This window comes from Streptomyces sp. NPDC042346 (assembly GCF_055581845.1).
This window is the reverse complement of record NZ_JBVJEH010000019.1, coordinates 1-23,078: the sequence shown is the minus strand read 5'-3', so window position 1 is coordinate 23,078 and position 23,078 is coordinate 1. Positions and strand designations below refer to the sequence as shown.

General features: G+C 73.3%; 20 protein-coding genes. 13 read left to right on the top strand and 7 right to left on the bottom strand.

What is annotated here, in order from left to right:
* Positions 1-161: 161 nt before the first annotated feature.
* Positions 162-1,226: a DNA-3-methyladenine glycosylase family protein gene (locus ACZ6K0_RS42925; protein ID WP_469236289.1), complete on the top strand. Its 1,065-nt coding sequence runs from the start codon at positions 162-164 to the stop codon at positions 1,224-1,226.
* Between the two features lie 108 nt (positions 1,227-1,334).
* Here the strand turns inward: ACZ6K0_RS42925 and ACZ6K0_RS42920 are convergent, their stop codons facing one another.
* The 3 genes from ACZ6K0_RS42920 to ACZ6K0_RS42910 are packed head-to-tail and all read right to left on the bottom strand — an operon-like array spanning position 1,335 to position 4,133.
* Positions 1,335-2,648 (bottom strand): coenzyme F420-0:L-glutamate ligase, encoded by a 1,314-nt coding sequence (locus tag ACZ6K0_RS42920; RefSeq protein ID WP_376413266.1) that lies wholly within the window; start codon positions 2,646-2,648, stop codon positions 1,335-1,337.
* The gene (gene cofD / locus ACZ6K0_RS42915; RefSeq protein WP_376413268.1) at positions 2,645-3,610 is read right to left on the bottom strand and encodes a 2-phospho-L-lactate transferase; all 966 of its coding nucleotides are present in this window, start codon (positions 3,608-3,610) and stop codon (positions 2,645-2,647) included. Before cofD ends, ACZ6K0_RS42920 begins: the two co-directional genes overlap by 4 nt.
* A 13-nt stretch (positions 3,611-3,623) precedes the next feature.
* Positions 3,624-4,133, bottom strand: coding sequence for a cysteine dioxygenase (locus ACZ6K0_RS42910; protein ID WP_376413270.1), 510 nt, complete (start codon positions 4,131-4,133; stop codon positions 3,624-3,626).
* A gap of 716 nt (positions 4,134-4,849) precedes the next feature.
* Between ACZ6K0_RS42910 and ACZ6K0_RS42905 the strand changes: the two genes are divergently transcribed.
* The 3 genes from ACZ6K0_RS42905 (at position 4,850) to ACZ6K0_RS42895 (ending at position 10,718) form a co-directional block, all read left to right on the top strand.
* Positions 4,850-5,113, top strand: coding sequence for a WhiB family transcriptional regulator (locus ACZ6K0_RS42905; protein WP_015033978.1), 264 nt, complete (start codon positions 4,850-4,852; stop codon positions 5,111-5,113).
* A 242-nt stretch (positions 5,114-5,355) separates the two neighbouring features.
* Positions 5,356-9,177: a glycosyltransferase family 2 protein gene (locus ACZ6K0_RS42900; RefSeq protein ID WP_469236288.1), complete on the top strand. Its 3,822-nt coding sequence runs from the start codon at positions 5,356-5,358 to the stop codon at positions 9,175-9,177.
* A complete protein-coding gene (locus tag ACZ6K0_RS42895) occupies positions 9,174-10,718 on the top strand; it encodes a DUF5719 family protein (RefSeq protein WP_376413273.1) in 1,545 nt (514 codons plus the stop codon). Before ACZ6K0_RS42900 ends, ACZ6K0_RS42895 begins: the two co-directional genes overlap by 4 nt.
* Positions 10,719-10,821: 103 nt before the next feature.
* Here the strand turns inward: ACZ6K0_RS42895 and ACZ6K0_RS42890 are convergent, their stop codons facing one another.
* On the bottom strand, positions 10,822-11,277 hold the full coding sequence (locus ACZ6K0_RS42890) for a metallopeptidase family protein (RefSeq protein ID WP_376413275.1): 456 nt from the start codon (positions 11,275-11,277) through the stop codon (positions 10,822-10,824).
* A 288-nt stretch (positions 11,278-11,565) separates the two neighbouring features.
* Between ACZ6K0_RS42890 and ACZ6K0_RS42885 the strand changes: the two genes are divergently transcribed.
* From ACZ6K0_RS42885 to ACZ6K0_RS42875, 3 genes are all read left to right on the top strand, one after another.
* Positions 11,566-12,000, top strand: coding sequence for a DUF3499 domain-containing protein (locus ACZ6K0_RS42885; RefSeq protein WP_376413295.1), 435 nt, complete (start codon positions 11,566-11,568; stop codon positions 11,998-12,000).
* A 104-nt stretch (positions 12,001-12,104) separates the two neighbouring features.
* Complete coding sequence (locus ACZ6K0_RS42880; RefSeq protein WP_376413277.1) at positions 12,105-13,472, top strand: phosphomannomutase/phosphoglucomutase; 1,368 nt, start codon at positions 12,105-12,107, stop codon at positions 13,470-13,472.
* A 118-nt stretch (positions 13,473-13,590) separates the two neighbouring features.
* The gene (locus ACZ6K0_RS42875) at positions 13,591-13,773 is read left to right on the top strand and encodes a Trm112 family protein (protein WP_030221689.1); all 183 of its coding nucleotides are present in this window, start codon (positions 13,591-13,593) and stop codon (positions 13,771-13,773) included.
* Between the two features lie 145 nt (positions 13,774-13,918).
* On the opposite strand, the gene ACZ6K0_RS42870 is transcribed toward ACZ6K0_RS42875, so the two are convergent.
* A complete protein-coding gene (locus ACZ6K0_RS42870) occupies positions 13,919-14,311 on the bottom strand; it encodes a hypothetical protein (protein ID WP_469236287.1) in 393 nt (130 codons plus the stop codon).
* Positions 14,312-14,505: 194 nt separating this feature from the next.
* Between ACZ6K0_RS42870 and ACZ6K0_RS42865 the strand changes: the two genes are divergently transcribed.
* From ACZ6K0_RS42865 to ACZ6K0_RS42845, 5 genes are all read left to right on the top strand, one after another.
* Entirely contained in the window at positions 14,506-15,660 is a 1,155-nt protein-coding gene (locus ACZ6K0_RS42865) for an SIS domain-containing protein (RefSeq protein WP_376413279.1), read from the top strand.
* Positions 15,661-15,860: 200 nt separating this feature from the next.
* The gene (manA, locus tag ACZ6K0_RS42860; protein ID WP_376413281.1) at positions 15,861-17,012 is read left to right on the top strand and encodes a mannose-6-phosphate isomerase, class I; all 1,152 of its coding nucleotides are present in this window, start codon (positions 15,861-15,863) and stop codon (positions 17,010-17,012) included.
* Positions 17,013-17,078: 66 nt separating this feature from the next.
* On the top strand, positions 17,079-18,044 hold the full coding sequence (locus ACZ6K0_RS42855; RefSeq protein ID WP_376413283.1) for a cation diffusion facilitator family transporter: 966 nt from the start codon (positions 17,079-17,081) through the stop codon (positions 18,042-18,044).
* Between the two features lie 374 nt (positions 18,045-18,418).
* Positions 18,419-19,873, top strand: a complete 1,455-nt coding sequence (gene ahcY, locus ACZ6K0_RS42850; protein ID WP_376413285.1) for an adenosylhomocysteinase — start codon at positions 18,419-18,421, stop codon at positions 19,871-19,873.
* 153 nt (positions 19,874-20,026) lie between these two features.
* Positions 20,027-20,641 (top strand): hypothetical protein, encoded by a 615-nt coding sequence (locus tag ACZ6K0_RS42845; protein WP_376413287.1) that lies wholly within the window; start codon positions 20,027-20,029, stop codon positions 20,639-20,641.
* 3 nt (positions 20,642-20,644) lie between these two features.
* Here ACZ6K0_RS42845 and ACZ6K0_RS42840 read toward each other — a convergent pair whose 3' ends face one another.
* On the bottom strand, positions 20,645-21,529 hold the full coding sequence (locus ACZ6K0_RS42840) for an RDD family protein (RefSeq protein WP_376413289.1): 885 nt from the start codon (positions 21,527-21,529) through the stop codon (positions 20,645-20,647).
* 109 nt (positions 21,530-21,638) lie between these two features.
* Between ACZ6K0_RS42840 and ACZ6K0_RS42835 the strand changes: the two genes are divergently transcribed.
* Positions 21,639-22,646: a stage II sporulation protein M gene (locus tag ACZ6K0_RS42835; protein ID WP_376413291.1), complete on the top strand. Its 1,008-nt coding sequence runs from the start codon at positions 21,639-21,641 to the stop codon at positions 22,644-22,646.
* Positions 22,647-22,847: 201 nt separating this feature from the next.
* Here the strand turns inward: ACZ6K0_RS42835 and ACZ6K0_RS42830 are convergent.
* Positions 22,848-23,078, bottom strand: a 231-nt coding sequence (locus ACZ6K0_RS42830; protein WP_469578817.1) for a hypothetical protein, incomplete at its 5' end; no start/stop codon positions are given.

The window sequence follows — 23,078 nt, the reverse complement described above, 5'->3', positions numbered from 1 at the left end:
ACGACGACCCCCAGGGCGATGCCCGTCCCCTGTTCGGCGACCCCGACGGCCCCGCACGGCGCCGGTCAGGGCCCGCACGCCCCCCGGGCCAAGGCCCTGCCCGGGGGCCCGCACGGACAAGCCCCGCCATGCCCCGCAGGGCCCCGGCTACGCTCGTAGCCATGGCCGGCCGCTTCCCACCCCGCACCCCCACCACCCGCACCACGGTGCGCGGCGGCCACGTCCCCGTACCCGCCGCAGCGGACGTCCCGCCGGACCAGGACGCGGACCGGGGTCCGGCCCAGGCCCGGGCCCTGGGTCCGGGCGGGGCCCAGGACCGGAGCCCGGGTCCGGCCCAGGACCAGGACCACCCCCCGGACCTCGGCCTCACCCTCGGCCCCCTCCGCCGCGGCCCCGCCGACCCCACCTTCCGCGTCACCCCCGACGGCTCGGTCTGGCGGGCCAGCCGCACGCCCGACGGCCCGGCCACCCTCCGCGTGGCCGTCCGCGACGGCGAGACGGAAGCGGAAGCCTGGGGCCCCGGCGCCCCCTGGCTCCTGACCCGCCTGCCCGCGCTCCTCGGCGCCGAGGACGACCCCACCGCCTTCGTCCCCCGCCACAGACTCCTCGCCGCCACCCACCGCCGCCGCCCCGGCCTCCGCCTCACCCGCACCGGCCTGGTCCTGGAGTCCCTGATCCCGTCGGTCCTGGAGCAGAAGGTCACGACGGACGAGGCCTACCGGGCCTGGCGGCTGCTGGTACGGAAGTACGGCGAGCCCGCGCCCGGCCCGGCCCCCGACGGCATGCACGTCATGCCGGACGCCCGCACCTGGACCCTGATCCCGTCGTGGGAGTGGCACCGCGCGGGCGTGGACGACAAGCGCGCCGCGACGATCGTGCGCGCGGCCAGGGTGGCCCGCCGGATGGAGGAGGCCGCGGACATGGCCCCCGCCGACGCCCGTACCCGCCTGGAGCTGATCCCGGGCATCGGCCCGTGGACGAGCGCGGAGACGATCCAGCGCAGCAACGGCGCCGCGGACGAGGTCACCACCGGCGACCTCCACCTCCCGGGCATCGTCGGCTGGGCCCTGGCGGGCGACCGTACGACCGACGACGAGGCGATGCTGGCGCTCCTGGCCCCGTACGCGGGCCAGCGCCACCGCGCCGCCCGCCTGATCCTGCTCAGCGGCCGGGTCCCGCCCCGCAGGGCGCCCCGCATGACGCCGGGCAACATCGCGCGCCTCTGAAAAAGGTGCGCCTCAAGAGGCGCACCCAAAACAGACGCACCTCAAGAGGCGCACCTCAAGCGGCGCACCTCAACAGGCGCACCTCGAAGCGGCGCACCTCGAACAGCCTCAGCGCACCTCGACGAAGTCCCCCGCACGCCGTGCCGGCCGCGCGCCCGGCGCCACCGCCGCGTGCCCGATCGCCACCGCGCCCATCGGGTCCCAGCCCTCCGGCAGCCCGAGGACCTCCCGTACGACGTCCCGGCAGAACATCGTCGAGGACACCCACGCCGAGCCCAGCCGCTCACCCGCGAGCGCCACCAGGAAGTTCTGTACGCCCGCGCCCGCCGCGACCACGAACATCTCGCGCTCGGCGGCGTCCCGCCGCGGATCGCCGTAGTGGTGGGCGCCGTCCATCACGAGGCAGGGCACGGCCAGATAGGGCGCGTTGCGCAGGACGTCCCCGCGCCGCACCCGCTTGGCCACCGACTCCTCGGACTTCCCGTCCCGCCGCAGGTCAGCGATCCACGCGTCCCGCATCGCGTCGAGCAGCCGCACCCGCGACTCCGGCGACTCCAGCAGGACGAACCGCCAGGGCGTGGTGTGGTGCGGGGCCGGCGCCGTCACGGCCGCGGCGACCGCACGCCGTACCGCGCCCGGGTCGACCGGCTCGTCGGTGAACTCCCGTACGGTCCGCCGCAGCGTCACCGCCTCCCGTACGGCCTCCGACGTCCCGAGCCGGAACATGTCGTCGGCGGCGCCGCGCACGAGCGCCCGCGCCCCCGGCTCCTCGTCCCCGGCCACCACGTGCGGCAGGCCCCGGACGACGGCGACCGGCAGCCCGCTCGCCTTGCCCTTCACCAGGTCGCCGGCGGCGGCGAGTTCGTCGGCGGTGGCGACCACGGTCGCGCTCAGCGGATTGCCGTGCGCGTCGGTCCCGCCGCGCAGGTCGTCGAGGACCCGCACTCCCGCCGCGCCGATCGCGACGTCGGTGAGGCCACTGCGCCAGGGCCGCCCGAAGGTGTCCGTGACGACGACGCCGACGTCGACGCCGAGCGCATCGCGCAGTCCCGAACGGATGCGCCGCGCCGAGGCGTCGGGATCCTCCGGTAGCAACAGCACCGTCCCGGACGGGGTGTTGGAGGCGTCGACCCCGGCGGCGGCCATGACGAGCCCCTGCCGGTTCTCGACGATCCGCAGGGTGCCGCGCCGCGCCACCACCCGTACCGTCTCGGCGTCTATCGCCTCCTCGCGGTCGTCGGCGGCGATCACCCGCCCCTCGGCCTTGCTCACGATCTTGGAGGTGACGAGGAGGACGTCACCGTCGACGAGCTCGGGCGAGGGCGAGGCGGAGGCGATGAGCTTGGCCAGGTCGTCCCCGGCCGTCACCTCGGGCAGCCCGCCCAGGGCCCACACACGGTACGAAGGGGGGCCGGCGGTCACCCGCGGACCTCCTCGGCGAGCGCCAGCGCCTCACGCGCCATCGCGGCCGTCGCCTCCACGTCGGTCATCATCAGCGGCACCGCCCGGCAGCGGATGCCCGCCGCCTCGACGTCCGCCACGGCGCCCGCGTCCACGGTGTCCACCAGCCAGCCGTCGACGAGTTCGGAGCCGTAGTGCAGGGCCACCGCCGTCGCCGTGGCCTCCACGCCGACCGCCGCGAGCACCTTGTCGGCCATGCCGCGCACGGGCGCGTCGCCGACGATGGGGGAGAGGCCCACGACCGGCGTCCCGGCGGCGCCGGCCGCGACGATCGCGTCGCGGATCCCGGGCACGGCCAGGATCGTCCCGACGCTCACCACGGGGTTGGACGGCGGGAAGAGGATGACGTCCGCCTCGGCGATCGCGTCCAGGACGCCCGGCGCGGGCTTCGCCGCCTCCGCGCCGACCGGCACGACGGCCTTCGCGTCCACGGAGGCGCGCAGCTTCACCCAGTACTCCTGGAAGTGCACGGCCCGCTGCTCGCCGTCGACCTCGATCGCGACGTGCGTCTCGACGCGGTCGTCGGACATGGGGAGCAGGCGTACGCCGGGCTGCCAGCGGTCGCACAGCGCCTCGGTGACGGCGCTCAGCGGGAAGCCCGCGCCGAGCATCTGCGTCCGGACGATGTGGGTCGCGAAGTCCCGGTCGCCGAGGCCGAACCACTCGGGTCCGACGCCGTACGCCGCGAGTTCCTCCTTGACCGTGAAGGACTCGTCGAGCCGGCCCCAGCCCTGTTCCTCGTTGATGCCACCGCCGAGGGTGTACATCACCGTGTCCAGGTCGGGGCAGACCTTCAGCCCGAAGAGATGGATGTCGTCACCGGTGTTGCCGACGACCGTGATGTCCGCGTCCGGCGCGGCCTGCTTGAGGCCGCGAAGGAAGCGGGCACCACCGATGCCACCGGCCAGAACCACAATGCGCATGTCCGGCAGTCTCTCAGGCGACGACGGTGCTCGGGGCGGCCGGGGCGCACTGGCCCTGGACCGACTCGTGCATCGGCATGTCCGTCAGGCCGGGGAAGTAGACGTGCAGGCTGACGGCCGGTTCGAGGGAGTCGTTGACGACCTCGTGGACGTATCCCGGCGCGAACACGCGCTGCGCGCCGCCGTCGAGCGTCCGCACGCCCCTGTCCGTGCGCTCCGTCAACTCGCCCTCCAGGACGGTCAGGACGCCGGAGGAGAGGCCGTGGTCGTGGAGTCCGCTGCCCTGGCCCGGGATCCAGGAGAGCAGCCACACCTCGTAGCCGGGGCCGGTGCGCAGCCGGTGGTACCAGCGGGTGGTGGCGTCGTACTCGACGTACGGGGCCCACTGGGAGCGGTCGTCGGCGATGGAGCGCGCGAGGCCGGCGAACTCGGCCACGGTGACGGGGTGGGCGCGCTCGGGCTGGAGGAGGTGCGGGACCTCGAGGATGTCGCCGGCGATCTGAAGGTCGCTGTCCATGTTCATGGGTGGGGAGGTTCCTCAGCAGAAACAGAAGCGGTGGGGGTCACGAAGAGCGGTGACGCGAATGGCGCGAAGTGACGAGTGACGCGAAGTGACGCTGGGTGACGCTGGGGGGAAGGAGCTGGAGCTCTGGGGCATCAACAGCTGGAACAACAACAGCGACAGCCGACCCGGACAGCGCGGCGGAACCCACGGGCGTGGGTCGCGGCGGTCGCAGTGGTCGCTGGCATGCCACCAAAGGTGGCGGGAGGAGGACCCGACTGTCAACTCAATGCCCGATTTGGCGGTAATGTTTCACCTCATCCGGTTACAGTGCGCGGAGAAAGGTTTGTTCACGCGCGGACCAGGAGAGATGGCGCATCAACCGTGCCCGTAAACATGGCGGCGCCCGCGCGGCGAGCCCCGGCTCGTTCGTCACCCTCCGTGATCGTCGTGTGATCCGGATCGCTTCCATGGCTGGATCGCAACAAGATCCAAGTTTCGGACGTCTCTCCTTGCGGGGGCTCGTGCGGTAGGGCCAGGCCGGTGGCATGTGTCACGTTTTTTGGTGATTTGAACACTTTCCGCATAGGCTTGGTTCCGCAGAGTGAATACGGGGCCCAATAGCAGATCTCGGCTTGACTCGCACAAAGCACGAACTTGTAATTTCACTCGTGTCGTTCGGCCGGGTTCGGCAACGGCCACATCACGGGGACGTACAGAACAGACGAGGGGCGCACATGACCGAGTTGTTCCAGGAACTGCTGGTCGAGGACGCGGACGAGGAACTCGGCTGGCAGGAGCGCGCGCTGTGCGCCCAGACCGATCCCGAGTCCTTCTTCCCCGAGAAGGGCGGCTCGACCCGCGAGGCCAAGAAGGTCTGCCTCGCCTGTGAGGTGCGTTCCGAATGCCTCGAATACGCCCTCCAGAACGACGAGCGGTTCGGCATCTGGGGCGGTCTCTCCGAGCGCGAGCGACGCCGCCTGAAGAAGGCCGCGGTCTGAGCCGCGGACCGAGAACCACCCGGCCCCGGCCTCAGGTCGCACCACCCCCGCCGAAGCCCGCCGGCCCCGCGCGCGGAAAGCGCGCACACCAGGACATGACGAACGGTCCGCCCCCTGTGCTCCGTCCACAGGCGGCGGACCGTTCTGCGTTCGGCCCCTCGCACAGCCGTTAGTGTGGGCCTCCGTCCGAGACGCACCCCACGCCCCCCGCGGGCGACCCCGGCCGGAGGGCCCGTAGCTCGATGTCCTCAACTCCTGAGTTTCCGCGACACGTCGTCACCGCCGTGCTCGTCACCCACGACGGCGCCCGCTGGCTGCCGGACGCCCTCGCCGGGCTGCTCGCCCAGGAACGCCCCGTGCAGAACGTGGTCGCCGCCGACACCGGCAGCGCCGACGACTCGGCGCGGCTCGTCGCCGACGCCATCGGCGCCGACCGCGTCCTGCACCTCGCGCGCCGCACCGGCTTCGGCACCGCCGTCGAGGAGGCCGCCCGCACGGCGCCCGTCCTGGGGCCCGAGGAGCTGTCGTACCTGAAGCGCCCGAGCGGCTGGGACCCCGTCAGCCGGACGTGGAACGACGACGCCTACGAGCTCCCCGAACTCCCGCACGGCGAACCGGTCCAGTGGCTCTGGCTCCTCCACGACGACTGCGCCCCCGAGCCCGGCGCCCTCGCCGAACTCCTGCGCGTCGCCGACTCCGACGCGTACGCCGCCGTCATCGGCCCCAAGCTGCGCGGCTGGTACGACCGCAAGCAGCTCCTCGAAGTCGGCGTCTCCATCGCCCACAGCGGCCGCCGCTGGACCGGACTCGACCGGCGCGAGCAGGACCAGGGCCAGCACGACCAGGTCCGCTCCGTCCTCTCCGTCTCCACCGCCGGCATGCTCGTCCGCCGCGACGTCTTCGAGGAGCTCGGCGGCTTCGACCGCCGCCTGCCCCTCATGCGCGACGACGTCGACCTGTGCTGGCGCGCCCACTCCGCCGGCCACCGCGTCCTCGTCGCCCCCGACGCCGTCCTCCGGCACGCAGAGGCGTCCGCCCGCGAGCGCCGCACCGTCGACTGCGCAGGCCGCACCGCCGCCAGCCCGCACCGCGTCGACAAGGCCGGCGCCGTCTACGCGCTCCTCTCCAACACCCCGGGCAGGGCCCTCCCGTACGTCCTCGTACGCCTCGTGCTCAGCACCCTGGTCCGCACCCTCGCCTCGCTCGTCGGCAAGGTCCCCGGCCAGGCCGTCGACGAGGTCACGGGCCTCCTCGCGACCCTCCTGCGGCCCGAGAAGATCCTCGCGGCCCGCAAGCGGCGCAAGAACCCGGCCGTCGCGGCGAGCGAGCTCCGCCCGCTCTTCCCGCCGCCCGGCGCCACCGTCCGCGCCGCCGTCGAACAGCTCGCAGCCAACGTCGGCGGAGCCGAGGCCGACTCCGGCGGCTCCCGCCACGGCGTCGTCGAGTCCGGACCGGGCGGCGACGACGCCGACTACCTGGAGATCGAGCAGTTCGCCCGGCTCAAGAAGATCGCCCGCAAGCCAGGGCCCGTCCTCTTCGGCCTGCTGCTCCTCATCTCCCTCGTCGCCTGCCGCAACCTCTTCGCGGGCGGCTCGCTGGCGGGCGGCGCCCTGCTGCCCGCCCCCGACACCGTCTCCGACCTCTGGTCGCGGTACGCCGACGCCTGGCACGCCCTCGGCACGGGCGGCACCCAGACCGCCCCGCCCTACCTCGCCGTCCTGGCCGCGCTCTCCGCGCTCTTCCTCGGCTCCACGTCCACGGCGCTGACCCTGCTGCTCGTCTGCTCGGTCCCGCTGGCGGGCTTCACCGCGTACTTCGCGGCCCGCCCGATCGTCGAGTCCCGGCTCCTGCGCGCGTGGGGCGCCGTCGCGTACGCGTTCCTGCCCGCCGCCACCGGCGCCCTCGCCACCGGCCGGCTCGGCACAGCGGTCCTCGCGATCCTGCTCCCGCTGATCGCCCGCGCCGCCGTCGCCGCCCACGGCTTCAACAGGCCCGACCGCGGCAGCTGGCGCGCCACCTGGGCCTACGCCTTCCTGCTCACCTTCGCGACGGCGTTCACCCCGATCGTGTGGCCCATCGCCGTCCTCCTCGGCCTCGGCGTCCTCGTCATCCACCGCTCCGACATCACGGCGTACGGGCTCCGCTTCCTCGCCGCCGTCGGCACCCCGGTCCTCGCCCTCGCGCCCTGGTCGCTCTCCCTGCTCACTGACCCCGCCGCCTTCCTGCGCGAGGCCGGTCTCGACATCCGTACGGGCACGGCCACCGCGCTCGACCTGCTCGGCACGAGCCCGGGCGGGCCCGGCACCACCGGCGGCCTCCTCCTGATCGGCCTCGTCCTCGCGGGCCTGGCCGGGCTCCTGCGCGAGGAGCGCAGGTCCGCCGTCCTCGCCGCCTGGGCCGCCGCCCTCACCGGCCTCCTCTTCGCCGTCCTCTCCAACGGCGCGGACGGCACCGGCTGGGCCGGCCCCGCCACCCTCGTCTACGGCGCCGCGCTCATCGCCGCCGGCATGATCGGCGCCGAGGGCGGCCGCACCCGCGTCGCCGCCCACGGCTTCGGCTGGCGCCAGCCCGTCGCCGCCCTCATCGCCCTCGCCTGCGCCGTCGGCCCCGCCGTCGCCGCCGTGGGCTGGATGATCGGCGGCGCCGACGGCCCGCTGACCCGGCGCGACCCGGTCCAGGTCCCGGCCTTCGTCGCCGAGGAGAGCGGCACCCGCGACCAGCCCCGCACCCTCGTCCTCGGCGGCACCTCGCCCGGCGAGGTCACGTACACCCTGGTCCGCGGCTCCGGCGCCCGCCTCGGCGACGGCGAACTCTCCGTGGCCGCCGAGACCGACGCCCGCCTCGACGGGGTCGTCGCCCACCTCGTCGCCGGCTCCGGCGCCGACCAGACCCAGGAACTCAGCGGCTACGCGATCCGCTACGTCCTCGTACGGGACGGGGCACCGCGCCAGATGAGCCGCGTCCTCGACGCGACCCCCGGCCTCAGCCGCCTCAGCCAGCTCGACGGCAGCGCGCTCTGGCGCGTGGACCGCGAGATCGCCCGGATCATGATCGTCCCGCCGACCGCGAAGACCGGCGACGCGGCGAAGACCGATGACACGGCGAAGACCGGTGGCACGTCGACGACCGGTGGCACGTCGACGACCGGGGACACGGCCGCGACCGGCGACCCGGCGAAGCCGGTCGCCGTCGCCGCGGGCCCCGTCGAGGCGCACACCGAGATCCCGGCCGGCCCCGCGGGCCGCGTCCTGCGCGTCGCCGACCGCGCCGACGAGGGCTGGACCGCCACCCTCGACGGCAAGGAGCTGACGAGGACCACTGTCGACGGCTGGTCCCAGGGCTTCGAGCTCCCCGCCCAGGGCGGCCGCCTCGACCTCACGTACGACCAGCCCCTCACCCACACCGTGTGGATCTGGACGCAGGTCGGCCTCGCCGTCGTCCTGCTCGTCCTCGCCCTGCCGGGCCGCCGTCGCGAGATCGACGACGACCTGCCTGAGGAGGAGCTCGCGATCCCCGCCCAGGCGACCGACGGCGACGGCCGCCGCGCGCGCCGGCTCCGCGCCGCCGCGGAGGCGGAGGCCGCCGAGACCGGGGCGCCGGACCAGGAACAGGAGCACGACCAGGTCCCCGCCCCCGCTCCCGTCCCCGTCCCGATCCCGGAGCAGCAGGCGTACGAGCCCCAGGACCAGGCATGGGACGGCGGCGGGTACGACCCGGCCTACGCCGAGACCGCCCAGCCCGCGCAGAACGGCGCTCAGGAACAGCAGCAGGCCCACGACCCCGCGCAGGCCCAGCCCTACGCGGACCAGGGCTACTACCAGGAGTACGCGGCGGACCCGTACCAGCAGCAGCCGTACGCGTACCCCCAGCAGGGCTACGAGCAGCAGCAGCCGCAGCAGGCCCAGCAGTATGCGGACCAGGGCTACGAGCAGCAGCAGTACGACCCGCAGGCGCAGTACGACCAGCAGCAGCAGCCGCAGCAGTACGACCCGTACGCCTACGGCTACGAGTACCCCCAGGGTCACGAGACCGAGCAGCGTCCCGACGGGAGCAGCAACCAGTGAAGCGCACGACCCTCTCCCTGATCGCGGTCGCCACGGCCCTCGCCGCCGTCACCGGCTTCGCCACCCTGACCACTCCGGACGGCACCGCCGCCCCCGCGGCCAAGGCCCCCACCCGGCTGCCCGTGCAGCGCGCGGGCCTGGTCTGCCCGGCCCCGAGCACCTCCGAGGTGGCCGAGACCGTCTACACCTCGTACACCCCGGCGGGGACGGCGGGCGCGGCCGCGCCCGGCACGCCCACCAAGGCGGAGCAGCCCACGGCCCAGCTGCGGACGGCGGCGAGCGGGGCGACCCGCGGCGGCGCCTCCGGCGGCGGCAAGAAGAAGGCCAAGGCCCCGAAGGCCCCCGCCACCGTCACCGCCCCCGGCAAGCCCGTGACCGCCGACGCGAACGGCGGCTCCGCGCCCGCCCTCACCGGCTCGGCGACCGGCACCCTGGCCCCCGGCTGGACCGTCCAGCAGACCACCGCCGTCACGGCCGGCGGCGCCCGCGGCCTCCTCGGTCTCACCTGTGGCGCCCCCGACACCGACTTCTGGTTCCCGGCGGCCTCCACCGCCAAGGAGCGCCAGGACTACGTCCACCTCACCAACCCGGACGACACGGTCGCCGTCGCCGACATCGAGCTGTACGGCCCCGAGGGCGCCCTCAAGTCCCAGTTCACCGAGGGCATCCCGGTCCCGCCCCGCTCCACGGTCCCGGTCCTCCTCTCCACCCTCACCGGCGAGGCCGCCCAGCGGGACGTCACCGTCCACGTCACCACCCGCAGCGGACGCGTCGGCGCCGCCATCGGCGCGGCCGACGACAAGCTCGGCAGCGACTGGCTCGCCGCCGCGGCCGACCCGGCGAGCAGCGCCGTGCTCCCCGGCATCCCGGCCGACGCCACCTCCGTACGGCTCGTGGCCTTCGTGCCCGGCGACGACGACGCCGACCTCAAGATCCAGCTGGCCACCCCGACCGGCACGATCGTCCCCGCGGGCGCCGGCTCCGGCACCCTGCACGTCAAGTCCGGGATGACGGCATCCGTCGACCTGCCGGGCCTCACCCGGGGCCAGGTGGGCTCCCTCCTGCTCACCCCGAGCGACCCGAAGAAGCCGACCCCGGTGGTGGCCGCCCTCCAGATCGTCCGAGGCAAGGGCGAGAACACCGAGATCGCCTTCATCCCGGCGACCGCGCCGATCTCCGCCCGCGCGACGGTCGCCGACAACCGCGCCAAGGTCTCGACGCTCGCCCTCACGGCGACCGGCACCGACGCCCAGGTCAAGGTCACGGCCTCGGCGGGCTCACGCGGGGGTTCGCCGGTGACGAAGACGGTCACCGTCAAGGCGGGGACGACGGCGACCGTGGCCGACCTGGCGCCCCAGGGCCTCAAGGGCGCCTACGCGCTGACCGTGGAACCGGTCTCGGGCGGCAAGGTGTACGCGGCGCGGACGCTGGCCGTCCCGGAGGACGGCGTGCCGATGTTCACGGTCCAGACCCTCGTCGACGACCGGGGCACGGTCGAGGTCCCGTCGGCCCGCCAGGACCTCCAGGTCCTCGGCGACTGAGTCCTCGGCGACTGAGCGGGGCGGGGAAGCCGCCCCGTAAGGGTGGACCTGCCGAGAGCAACCCGTCTCCCCACACAGGGAGACGGGCAGTCGGTCCGGGCGGTCAGTCCTGCCCGTACCGCGGATCGACCGACTCGGGGGAGAGCCCGAGGAGCTCGGCCACCTGCTCCACGACCACCTCGTGGACGAGGAGCGCGCGCTCGTCGCGGCTCTTCGAGCGGATCTCGACCGGCCGCCGGTAGACGACGACCCGGGCCGGCTCGCCCTTCTCGGCGGGCGCCGAACCGCCCAGCGGCACCGTCTCGCCCGGCACGGGCGGCGGCACCTCCATGACGAGGAACTCGATGTCCGCCAGCTGCGGCCAGTGGCGTTCGAGGCGCTCCACCGAGTCGAGCACCAGATCGCGGAAGGTGTCGGCCCGGCTCGTCGAGAGCGGCACCTGAGGCGGGGCGACCGGCCCCCGCATCCCGCGCCCGTGACGGTCGCGGCGGCGGACCCGAGGCTCCGCCGGGGGCTCCGTGGAGGGGTGCGAGGGGTTCGGCGGCACAGGACTGTCCATCACTGACGCAGCGTAACCCTCCTCGGTGTTTCCGCACCGTGGCGGATCCTCGCCACGTTCCCCCGCGCCCCCACCCCCACTGTCGAAACCTGAACATTTCGGCCAACCGCGCGCATGATTCCGTAGCGTGTCGCGATCGGCCATCTGGCCGTGGTTGACCGGATTTGCATCCCCGACTGTCCGGATCGGCTCCTGCCCCCACCGCCGTACGCCCCCTCCCGCGCAGGTCAGCACCGCCGCGACACGAGGGCGGGTGGCGGAGGTCACAGCGCGACACGGGCGAGTGACCTGAGGGAGAGTCGTCGCGGCCCGGTCAAGAGTGCGGTACCGTCCAACGTCGTGAGCCCTGTACGTCGCTGTTCGCGCACCGCGTGCGGCCGCCCTGCCGTCGCGACACTGACGTACGTCTATGCCGACTCGACTGCGGTCCTCGGCCCGCTCGCCACCTATGCCGAGCCCCACTGCTACGACCTGTGCGCCGAGCACAGCGAGCGCCTCACCGCGCCGCGCGGCTGGGAGGTCGTGCGGCTCACCGACCCTTCCGCCCCGGCCCGCCCCAGCGGCGACGACCTCGAAGCCCTGGCCAACGCGGTACGGGAGGCGGCCCGTCCCCACGAGCGCACGGCCGAGGCCGGCGGCAAGGGCGGCGGAGGCCGCGGCGGAGACCCCATGGAGGTCGGCCGCCGAGGGCACCTCAGGGTGCTCCGCTCTCCCGACAACTGACCGCGAAACCGGCCACCGTCCGCGTACCCCCCATCCGCTCCGGGTAGTTTTGGCGTTCCTACACGCGCCGCACACGCGTGCCGAGAACTCAGGAGGGTGGATCCGTGACTGTCGACCTGTCGCAGATCGTGAAGGCGTACGACGTCCGCGGAGTGGTACCCGACCAGTGGGACGAGCAGCTCGCGGAGCTCTTCGGCGCCGCCTTCGTACGGGTGACGGACGCGGACGCGATCGTCGTCGGCCACGACATGCGGCCCTCGTCGCCCGGCCTCTCGGCCGCCTTCGCGCGAGGCGCGGCCCGCCTCGGCGTCGACGTCACCCTCATCGGGCTCTGCTCCACCGACCAGCTGTACTTCGCCTCGGGCAGCCTCGGCCTGCCGGGCGCGATGTTCACGGCCTCCCACAACCCGGCCCAGTACAACGGCATCAAGATGTGCCGTGCGGGCGCCGCCCCGGTCGGCCAGGACACCGGCCTCTCCGACATCCGCGCCCTCGCCGAGGAGTGGACGGAGACCGGCGCCCCGGAGGCCGCCGCCACCCCCGGCACGATCACCGAGCGCGAGACCCTCGACGACTACGCCGCCCACCTCAAGGGCCTGGTCGACCTCACCGGGATCCGTCCCCTGAAGGTCGTCGTCGACGCGGGCAACGGCATGGGCGGCCACACGGTCCCCACGGTCTTCGAGGGCCTCCCGCTCGACACCGTCCCCATGTACTTCGAGCTCGACGGCACCTTCCCGAACCACGAGGCCAACCCCCTCGACCCGAAGAACATCGTCGACCTCCAGGCCCGCGTCCTCGCCGAGGGCGCCGACCTCGGCCTCGCCTTCGACGGCGACGCCGACCGCTGCTTCGTCGTCGACGAGCGCGGCGAGCCGGTCTCCCCCTCCGCGATCACGGCCCTCGTCGCCGCCCGCGAGCTCGCCAAGAACCCCGGCGGAACGATCATCCACAACCTGATCACCTCCTGGTCCGTGCCCGAGGTCGTCCGCGAGAACGGCGGCGCCCCCGTCCGCACCCGCGTCGGCCACTCCTTCATCAAGGAGGAGATGGCGAAGACCGGCGCCATCTTCGGCGGCGAGCACTCGGCGCACTACTACTTCAAGGACTTCTGGAACGCGGACACGGGCATGCTCGCCGCCCTCCACGTCCTCGCGGCCCTCGGCGGCCAGGAGGGCACCCTGTCCGACCTGGTCTCCGCCTACGACCGCTACGCCTCCTCCGGCGAGATCAACTCCACGGTCGCCGACCAGGCGGCCAGCACGGCGAAGGTCAGGGCGACGTACGAGGGCGGCGACGGCGTCACCCTCGACGAACTCGACGGCCTCACCATCACCACCGCCGACTGGTGGTTCAACCTCCGCGCCTCCAACACCGAGCCGCTGCTCCGCCTCAACGTCGAGGCCCGCGACGAGGCCACCATGACCAAGATCCGCGACGAGGTCCTGGCCCTGGTCCGCGCGACCGGCTGACACCACCCCGCCGGGGGTACGGAAGGACCGGCCGCCGAGCCGCGTCCCCCGTCCCCCGGCGGTAGGCTGACCTGGCCCGAAGGGCAGCACCACCACCGTTTGTTCGAAGGGACACCCCATGCCGCTCGAAGCCGGCCTCCTGGAGATCCTGGCCTGCCCCGCGTGCCACGCTCCGCTGAACGACCGCACGGCGGACGAGACCCCCGAACTGGTCTGCACCGGCACGGACTGCGGCCTCGCGTACCCGGTCCGCGACGGCATCCCCGTCCTCCTCACCGACGAGGCCCGCCGCCCGGCCTGACCCACCGGTGCTCCCCGCCCCGAGCCCCCTGACACCCGGCCCCGGACCCCACCGGACACCCCCGGCCCCGGGCCGCGCGACGACGCCTCCGAGCACGATCCACCGCACGGTGCCGTCCGCGCCGGCGGCGGGGCACCGCGCACCGTCACCGGGCGAAGGACGCACCCCGGCGCCGCCCGGCCGAGGCCGCCCCGAGGCCGCGACGACCCTCCCGCACCCACGTGGGGCGGCGCGGCCGGGCGCGCGTCGCGGCACCCCAGGCGGCCGTGCCCACGGGGCGACTGCCCCGGGGCGCCACGAGGCACGGCCCGCCCCGCCCCACCCGGGCCCGCCCACCACCCCGGACCGCCTCGTGACCGCCCCGCGGCACAACGCCCCGCAGCCGCAGCCGCAGCCGCAGCCGCAGCCGCAGCCGCAGCCGCAGCCGCAGCCGCAGCCGCAGCCGCAGCCGCAGCCGCGTGCCCAGCCCGGCCGCCGTGCCACGACCGGCGCCGACGGCGACGGGCAGCCCGACCCACAGGCCCCCACACCGGCCCACGGGCCCGCATCCCACCTGCCGCCCCCGGAGGGCTCGCCGCCGACGGCGGGCACCACCCACGGGAGCACCCGCACCGCTGCCATCCCACACGGACAGGTGGTGCGGGTGGGAACAGAAGAAGCCCTGCCGCAAGCAGGGCACACCACCACCCCCCGCCCACCGACACCCCGCACCCACCCGGGAGGCACCGCCACATGCTCGACGAGACCCTCCTCGACGCACCGGACGCCCTCGCCCTGGCCGACCGCCGCGGCCTCCTCCGCGCCGCCGCCGAAGCAGGCGCCCGGGTACGGACGGCCGCCCGCCACGCCACCGAGGCAGGCATCGCCGACCTGCGCCCCGAGGGCCGACCCCGCGCCGTCCTCGTCGCGGGCCCCGGCACCGCCGCCGCAGGCGTCGCGGACCTGATCGGCGCGCTCGCCGGAGCCTCCGCCCCCGTCGTACGGCTCCAGCCGACCGGCGTCGCCCCCGCGGCGGGCGCCCTGCGCTGGGCCCTGCCCGGCTGGGCGGGCTCGGTGGACCTGCTCCTGCTGCCCACCACCGACGGCTCCGAACCCGGCCTCGCACTCCTCGCCGAGCAGGCGTACCGCCGCGGCATCACGGTCGCCGCCGTCGCCCCCAAGGCCTCCCCGCTCGCCGAGTCGGTCAGCGGCTCGCACGGCCTGTTCGTCCCGATGGCCACCGCCCCGAACGAGTCGCCCGACGAGTACGCGGAGAGCCTCGCGGCGAGCCCCGGCGCCCTGTGGGCCCTGTTCACCCCGCTGCTCGCCCTCCTCGACCGCGTCGGTCTCGTCGACGCGCCGCCGGAGGCCCTGGAGAAGGTCGCGGACCGCCTCGACCGGACGGCCGAACGCTGCGGCCCGGCCATCGCCACGTACAGCAACCCGGCCAAGACGCTGGCGGCCGAACTGGCCGACTCGCTCCCCCTGATCTGGACCGAGGGCAACGCCGCGGGCCCCGCGGGCCGCCGCTTCGCGAGCGTCCTGGCCGAACTCGCGGGCCTGCCCGCGCTCGCCGCGGAACTCCCCGAGGCCCTGCCCGCGCACGGCGTGCTGCTCGCAGGCGACTACGCGGCGGGTGCGGACCCCGACGACTTCTTCCGCGACAGGGTCGAGGAGTCACAGGCCCTGCGCGCCCGGGTCGTCCTGCTGCGCGACCGGCCGGCCGACGGCCTGACCGCGGCCCCGGCGGCACGGGAGCTGGCCCTCGGCCACGAGACGGCCATCAGCGAACTGGAACCGGAGGAGGGCGGCGACCTGGAGACCCTGGCCGAACTGCTCGCCGTGACCGACTTCGCCGCGGTCTACCTCGCCCTGGCCACCCCGGGCCGCCCGGACCACGGCCACTGACCGCTCCACCCTCCCCGTCAGCCACCCCGTCCACGTCAACCACTCCCCACCTCCCCCTCAACCACCCCCACACCCACCGCGTCCATCACTCCGTCACCACCCGGCCCCCCGCCCCTTCACCCACCCGTCACCCGCCCCCTGTCACCTGTCACCCGACACCCCTCACCATCCGTCACCACCCCGAGGAGCTGGCAGGCATCATGGACCGCCTCGTCAACACCGTCCGTCCCTACGCCTGGGGATCCCCGACGGCCATCCCCGAACTCCTCGGCGTCGCCCCGACCGGCGAACCCCAGGCCGAGATGTGGATGGGCGCCCACCCCGGCGCCCCCTCCCGCACCGAGCGAGGCCCGCTCGACGTGCTCGTCGCCGCCGACCCCGTACGCGAACTGGGCGAGCCCGCCGTCGCGAAGTTCGGCCCGCGCCTCCCCTTCCTGCTCAAGGTGCTCGCCGCCGGAGCCCCGCTCTCCCTCCAGGTCCACCCCGACCTGGCCCAGGCCCGAGCCGGCTTCGCAGCCGAGGAGGCCGCCGGCATCCCCGTCGACGCCCCGCACCGCACGTACAAGGACGCGAACCACAAGCCCGAGCTGATCTGCGCCCTCACCCCCTTCGAGGGACTGTGCGGCTTCCGTGCCCCGGCCGAGGCCGCCGACCTCATCGCCGCCCTCGGCGTCGACTCCCTCAAGCCGTACGTGGACCTCCTCCACGCCCACCCGGAAGAGGCGGCGCTCCGCGAGGTCCTGACGGCCCTGCTGACGGCCGACCCCGACGAGATGGCGCACACCGTGGCCGAGGCGGCGGCCGCCGCCGACCGCCTGGGCGGCGCCCACGCCCCGTTCGCGTTCCTCGCCCACCACTACCCGAGCGACCCCGGCGTCATCGCCGCCATGCTGCTCAACCACGTCCTGCTCCAGCCGGGCGAGGCTCTCTACCTGGGCGCGGGCGTGCCGCACGCCTACCTCGACGGCATGGGCGTCGAGATCATGGCCAACTCCGACAACGTCCTGCGCTGCGGCCTCACCCCCAAGCACGTCGACGTCCCCGAACTCCTGCGGGTCGTCCGCTTCGAGCCCAACGACCCGGGCGTCCTGCGCCCCGAGGCCTCCCCCTCGGGGGAGGAGGTCTACGACACCCCGATCGACGAGTTCCGCCTCTCCCGTTTCGTACGGGCGGAGGGCGCCGCCCCGACCGACGTCACCGCCTCCACGCCGCAGATCCTGCTCGCCGTCGCGGGCCGCCCGAAGGCCGGCGAGGTCACCCTCGCCCCCGGGGAGTCCGTCTTCGTGCCGGCGGGGGAGCGCGCCGAACTGTCCGGTACGGGGACGGTCTTCCGCGCGACCGTCGTGGCCTGATGCGACAATGACCGGCCGAACCGCGGCGACAGAGCCGGAGCATCGACGAAGGGACCCCGTACACCCATGAGCGCGTCAGGCGGAACCAAGGCGATCGTGGCGGCACTCGCCGCCAACCTCGCGATCGCCGTAGCCAAGTTCGTGGCGTTCCTCTTCAGTGGGTCGTCGTCGATGCTCGCGGAGAGCGTGCACTCGCTCGCCGACTCCGGCAACCAGGGCCTGCTGCTCCTCGGCGGCAAGAAGGCGCAGCGCGAAGCGACCCCGCAGCACCCCTTCGGCTACGGCCGCGAGCGCTACATCTACGCCTTCCTCGTCTCGATCGTGCTCTTCTCCGTCGGTGGCATGTTCGCCATCTACGAGGGCTACGAGAAGATCAAGCACCCGCACCCCATCGAGGCCTGGTACTGGCCGGTCGGCGTCCTGATCTTCGCGATCATCGCCGAGTCCTTCTCGTTCCGTACGGCCATCAAGGAGTCGAACGAGATCCGCGGCGGCCTCTCCTGGACGGAGTTCGTCCGCCGGGCGAAGGCCCCCGAGCTCCCCGTCGTCCTCCTGGAGGACCTCGGCGCCCTCGTCGGTCTGGTGCTCGCCCTCGCCGGCGTCGGCCTCGCCCTCGGCACCGGCAACGGCGTCTGGGACGGCATCGGCACCCTCTGCATCGGCATCCTGCTCATCCTGATCGCGCTCGTGCTCGCCGCCGAGACCAAGTCGCTGCTCCTCGGCGAGTCCGCCGGCATCGACGACGTCAAGAAGATCGAGGCGGCCGTCGTCGACGACGACACCGTCACCCGCCTCATCCACATGCGGACGCTGCACCTCGGCCCCGAGGAGCTGCTCGTCGCGGCCAAGGTCGCCGTCCGCCACGACGACACGGCGACCGAGGTGGCGAACGCCATCAACGCCGCGGAGGAGCGCATCCGCGCGGCCGTCCCGATCGCCCGGGTGATCTACCTGGAGCCGGACATCTACAGCGAGACCGCGGCCTCGGCCGGTGCGAACCCGGCCAAGGCGCCGGGCGGCTCCGCCCACTGACCCACCCGGCGAGGCCACCGGCCCGCCGCCACCGGGCCCCCGCGACCTCCAGGTCGCGGGGGCCTCGTGCACGCGCACGACGCATCGAGTGGATCAAGCCAGAACGGGCCGCGACTGGCCGGAACCGACGAGAACCGGCCCGAACTCCTCCCGATGCGGACTGTGGGCGGCCGCACCGATCGGTGTAGATTCGAGATCAGCCAGACGTCGCTGCTGATGGCGGTCGGGCGGTCCAGCGGACCGGCCGAGGGAGAGAGGGCCTCCGACGACGGCACCGTGGAACCCCCCGGGCATTCGTGTGCCCAGGGCCCTGCCGTGGTGCCCAGGTGCCAACCGACCCTCGCACTCCCACCATCACGAGGAGCAGCACAGTCATGACGACTGCCGCCCATCAGGACTTCAAGGTCGCCGACCTCTCCCTGGCCGTCTTCGGCCGCAAGGAGATCACCCTCGCCGAGCACGAGATGCCCGGTCTGATGTCGATCCGCCGCGAGTACGCCGAGCAGCAGCCGCTGGCCGGCGCCCGCGTCACCGGCTCCCTGCACATGACCGTGCAGACCGCCGTCCTCATCGAGACGCTGGTCGCGCTCGGCGCCGAGGTCCGCTGGGCCTCCTGCAACATCTTCTCCACCCAGGACCACGCCGCCGCGGCCATCGCCGTCGGCCCGAACGGCACCCCGGAGAACCCCCAGGGCGTCCCGGTCTTCGCCTGGAAGGGCGAGACCCTGGAGGAGTACTGGTGGTGCACCGAGCAGGCCCTCACCTGGCCGAACACGCCCACCGGCGGCCCGAACATGATCCTCGACGACGGTGGTGACGCCACCCTCCTCGTCCACAAGGGCGTCGAGTTCGAGAAGGCCGGCTCCGCCCCGGACCCGTCCACCGCGGACAGCGAGGAATACGGCCACATCCTCCGTCTCCTCAACCGCACCCTCGGCGAGAGCCCGCAGAAGTGGACCCAGCTGGCGTCCGAGATCCGCGGCGTGACCGAGGAGACCACGACGGGCGTCCACCGCCTGTACGAGATGCACCGCGAGGGCCAGCTCCTCTTCCCCGCGATCAACGTGAACGACGCCGTGACGAAGTCGAAGTTCGACAACAAGTACGGCTGCCGCCACTCCCTCATCGACGGCATCAACCGCGCCACCGACGTCCTCATCGGCGGCAAGACCGCCGTCGTCTGCGGCTACGGCGACGTCGGCAAGGGCTGCGCCGAGTCCCTCCGCGGCCAGGGCGCGCGCGTCATCATCACCGAGATCGACCCGATCTGCGCGCTCCAGGCGGCCATGGACGGCTACCAGGTCACGACCCTCGCGGACGTCGTCGAGACCGCCGACATCTTCATCACCACGACCGGCAACAAGGACATCATCATGGCCGCCGACATGGCCAAGATGAAGCACCAGGCCATCGTCGGCAACATCGGCCACTTCGACAACGAGATCGACATGGCCGGCCTCGCCAACACCCCCGGCGTCGTCAAGGACGAGGTCAAGCCGCAGGTCCACACCTGGACCTACCCGGACGGCAAGGTCCTGATCGTCCTCTCCGAGGGCCGCCTGCTGAACCTCGGCAACGCGACCGGGCACCCCTCCTTCGTCATGTCGAACTCCTTCGCGGACCAGACGCTGGCCCAGATCGAGCTCTTCACGAAGCCGGCGGAGTACCCGACCGACGTCTACACGCTGCCGAAGCACCTGGACGAGAAGGTCGCCCGTCTCCACCTCGCCGCCCTCGGCGTCAAGCTGACGACCCTCCGCCCGGAGCAGGCCGCCTACATCGGCGTCCAGGTCGACGGTCCCTTCAAGCCGGACCACTACCGCTACTGATGACCCGGCCGGCGGCACCCGCGCACTGACGCGACGCAGCCCCGGACACCCGTAGAGGAATCAGGCAGGCCCCCCGCACCCCCGTGTCGGGGGGCCTGCCCCGTCCCGCCCCCGCTACCGACCCCGGAAGCGCCCCCTCCCGAGGACCGACCCATGCCCCGCGGCCGCTATTCGCTCCATGACCCGCACGACCACACCCCCCTCGGTGAAGAACACTTCCACTGCGCCCCCGGCCCCTCCGGCTGGCGCTACGTCTCCCAGACCGTCACCCCCTCCGGCGACCACCTCGGCTCCGTCGACCTGGCCGTCGACGAACTCGGCCGCCCCATCCGCCTCGAACTCAACGCCGCGAGCTGGCAGGTCCGCGGCGCGGCCATCGACGGCGTCACCTGGGTCCGCACGGACCCCACCGGAACCCACGCCACCGAAGGCAATGTGCGCGCCCACGCCTTCACCGGCACGTCCCCGGCATTCCTCGTCGCGATCACGCGACTCCTGCGCCTCACCCCCGATTCCCCCGAGACCCGCCTCAGGCTCGTCGCCTTCACGGATCCGGTCCTCGCCCCCCTCACGGTCGACCAGTCCTGGGCCCTGCTGAAAAGTGAAGCGCACGCCACTGACAACGGCCCGCTGATCGTCGACGAGTACCAGGTCAGCACCCTGGACACGGGGGAGCGGCACACCGTCCACATCGCCGGCGACGTGGTCCTCGCCGCCCCCGGCATCGAACTCGAAGGCCTCGAAACCCCGCCCTCGGTCTTCCCCTGACCGTCAGGCGGGCGGAGCGAACCCGGTGACCCGAGTCCCACCCTCCTCCGCCACCCCACCGGCAGCAGGAGCAACGGGCGGCACGAAGGCCGGAGCGACGACAGGAGCGACGACCGGAACACCCGGCAGGCCCTCCGGCGCCGGAGCGAACGCCCGCCGCGCGTCCCGCGCCTGCCGCTCGGCGACCACCCCCGCCAGATACGCGTCGGCCGGTACCCCCGGCGGCGGAGGCGCCCCGGTCCGCGTCACCAGCTCGTCGGCCAGCCGCTCGGCGAGCCGCCGCCCCACGAAGGGGTCCAGCTCACGCGCCCGCGTCAGGTACTGACGTATCTCCAGCCACAGGCTCTCCGGCACCGCCGACAGATCGAGCCCGCCGAACCGCCCCACCAGCCACGGCGGCGGAGGCGGCACGACCAGGGCCCGCGCGGCGGGCACGCGTTCCCGGACGACCAGCGTCCCCGCGAACACGTCACCGACCCGCCGCCCCCGCTCGGACACGAGCGAGGCGATACAGGCGACGACCCCGAAGGTCATCAGGATCTCCACGACCCCCATCGCACCCCGCACCAGCGCGTGCCGGAACCGGATCGGCCCCCCGTCGTCCCGCACGACCCGCAGCCCGCACGCCATCTTCCCCAGCGACCGCCCGTGCGACAGCGTCTCCACCGCGATCGGCGCCCCCACGAGCACCAGCAGGAACGAAGCGATCGACACGGCCGTCGCCGCGGCGTCGTCCAAGGACGCCGTCGCCAGCGCGAGCCCGATCGTGATCAGCAGATAGACGGTCCACACGACGACGAGGTCGATGAGCACCGCCAGAGCCCGGCTCGGCAGCCGCGCGGGCTGCAACCCCAGGACGACGGCGTCCCCCGTCACCACCCCACTCACGGCGCCCACCTCTCTCCGACTCTCCGAACGCCAGTCTGCCAAGCTGACCCGCAGCGCGCCGCAGTAGTACGGACCTGTCCGCAGCAAGTGCCTGGAGCAGCAGCCGATCATGGACCTCGACGTCTACGTCACCGCCCACAGGGCCGAGTGGGAACGCCTGGACCACCTCCTGCGCAGGAGCGGCAGACTCACCGGCGCCGAAGCCGACGAACTCGTCTCCCTCTACCAGCGCACGGCGACGCACCTCTCCCTCATCCAGTCCACCGCCCCGGACCCCCAGCTCACGGCCCGCCTGACCCAGCTCGTGGCCCGCGCCCGCGCCACCGTCACCGGCACCCGCCGCTCCTCCTGGCGCGACGCCACCCGCTTCCTCACCGCCGGCTTCCCCGCGGCCGTCTACCGCTCGCGCCACTGGTGGATCCCCACAGCGGTCCTCTCCACCCTGCTGGCCGTCCTGATCGGCTGGTGGATCGGTACGCACCCGGAAGTCCAGGCCTCGATCGGCGCCCCCACCGAACTCCGCGAGATGACCCGCCCCGGCGGGCAGTACGAGACCTACTACTCCAGCCACCCGGCGGCGTCCTTCGCCGCCCAGGTCTGGACGAACAACGCCCAGGCCGCGGCCATGTGCCTGGTCCTCGGCGCGTTCCTGGGCATCCCGGTCCTGGGAATCCTCTTCCTCAACATGCTGAACCTCGGCGTCGGCATCGGCCTCATGTCCGCAGCCGGCCGCCTCGACGTCTTCCTGGGGCTGGTCCTTCCCCACGGCCTGCTCGAACTGACGGCGGTCTTCGTCGCCGCCGGTACGGGCCTCCGCCTCGGCTGGACAGTCATCGACCCGGGCCCCACGACCCGCCGCGCAGCCCTCGCGGAGCAAGGACGCGCGGCCGTCGGCATGGCGATCGGCCTGGCCCTCGTCCTCTTCGTCTCGGGCCTGATCGAAGGCTTCGTCACCCCCTCCGACCTGCCGACCTGGGCCCGCATCACCATCGGCATCGCCGCTGAGCTGGCCTTTCTGACCTACGTCTACGTGCTGGGCGGCCGCGCCTCCCGAGCCGGCGCCACGGGCGACCTCGAGGAACCCGACCGCAGCGCCGCCCTCCCCACCGCGGCCTGATGTGCAGACGACCCCGCTGACCTGCTAGCCTCCTCCGGTGCCCACAAAAGCCGTTGACACGGTGGCCGTGGGGAGGTAGATTCAAACGGTTGCCTGGAACTGGACAGTTCGGCAGCAATCAAGTAGAGTCAAACTCACTCCGGTCAGGAATTCTTTCCACGGAGTCATTCCGATTCTCATCCGAATCACGAAAGCCACCGATTAGGTCGGCCGAAATGAATCTGATAAAGTCGGAGCAGCCGAAAGGCCCCCGGAGTGAAAACGAAAGGGACCGGAAAGCACCGAGGAAATCGGATCGGAAAGATCTGATAGAGTCGGAAACGCAAGAACACGAAGTACCGAAGGGAAGCCCGGAGGAAAGCCCGAGAGGGTGAGTACAAAGGAAGCGTCCGTTCCTTGAGAACTCAACAGCGTGCCAAAAATCAACGCCAG

What these genes read in the sequence shown, in the direction of transcription:
- ACZ6K0_RS42865 (WP_376413279.1), top strand. Translation starts at nt 14,506, where the DNA reads ATGCTCGACGAGACCCTCCTCGACGCACCGGACGCCCTCGCCCTGGCC.
- ACZ6K0_RS42875 (WP_030221689.1), top strand. Translation starts at nt 13,591, where the DNA reads ATGCCGCTCGAAGCCGGCCTCCTGGAGATCCTGGCCTGCCCCGCGTGC.
- manA (WP_376413281.1), top strand. Translation starts at nt 15,861, where the DNA reads ATGGACCGCCTCGTCAACACCGTCCGTCCCTACGCCTGGGGATCCCCG.
- ACZ6K0_RS42855 (WP_376413283.1), top strand. Translation starts at nt 17,079, where the DNA reads ATGAGCGCGTCAGGCGGAACCAAGGCGATCGTGGCGGCACTCGCCGCC.
- ACZ6K0_RS42910 (WP_376413270.1), bottom strand. Translation starts at nt 4,133, where the DNA reads ATGAACATGGACAGCGACCTTCAGATCGCCGGCGACATCCTCGAGGTC.
- ACZ6K0_RS42890 (WP_376413275.1), bottom strand. Translation starts at nt 11,277, where the DNA reads ATGGACAGTCCTGTGCCGCCGAACCCCTCGCACCCCTCCACGGAGCCC.
- ACZ6K0_RS42835 (WP_376413291.1), top strand. Translation starts at nt 21,639, where the DNA reads ATGGACCTCGACGTCTACGTCACCGCCCACAGGGCCGAGTGGGAACGC.
- ACZ6K0_RS42900 (WP_469236288.1), top strand. Translation starts at nt 5,356, where the DNA reads ATGTCCTCAACTCCTGAGTTTCCGCGACACGTCGTCACCGCCGTGCTC.
- ACZ6K0_RS42845 (WP_376413287.1), top strand. Translation starts at nt 20,027, where the DNA reads ATGCCCCGCGGCCGCTATTCGCTCCATGACCCGCACGACCACACCCCC.
- ACZ6K0_RS42925 (WP_469236289.1), top strand. Translation starts at nt 162, where the DNA reads ATGGCCGGCCGCTTCCCACCCCGCACCCCCACCACCCGCACCACGGTG.
- ahcY (WP_376413285.1), top strand. Translation starts at nt 18,419, where the DNA reads ATGACGACTGCCGCCCATCAGGACTTCAAGGTCGCCGACCTCTCCCTG.
- ACZ6K0_RS42905 (WP_015033978.1), top strand. Translation starts at nt 4,850, where the DNA reads ATGACCGAGTTGTTCCAGGAACTGCTGGTCGAGGACGCGGACGAGGAA.
- cofD (WP_376413268.1), bottom strand. Translation starts at nt 3,610, where the DNA reads ATGCGCATTGTGGTTCTGGCCGGTGGCATCGGTGGTGCCCGCTTCCTT.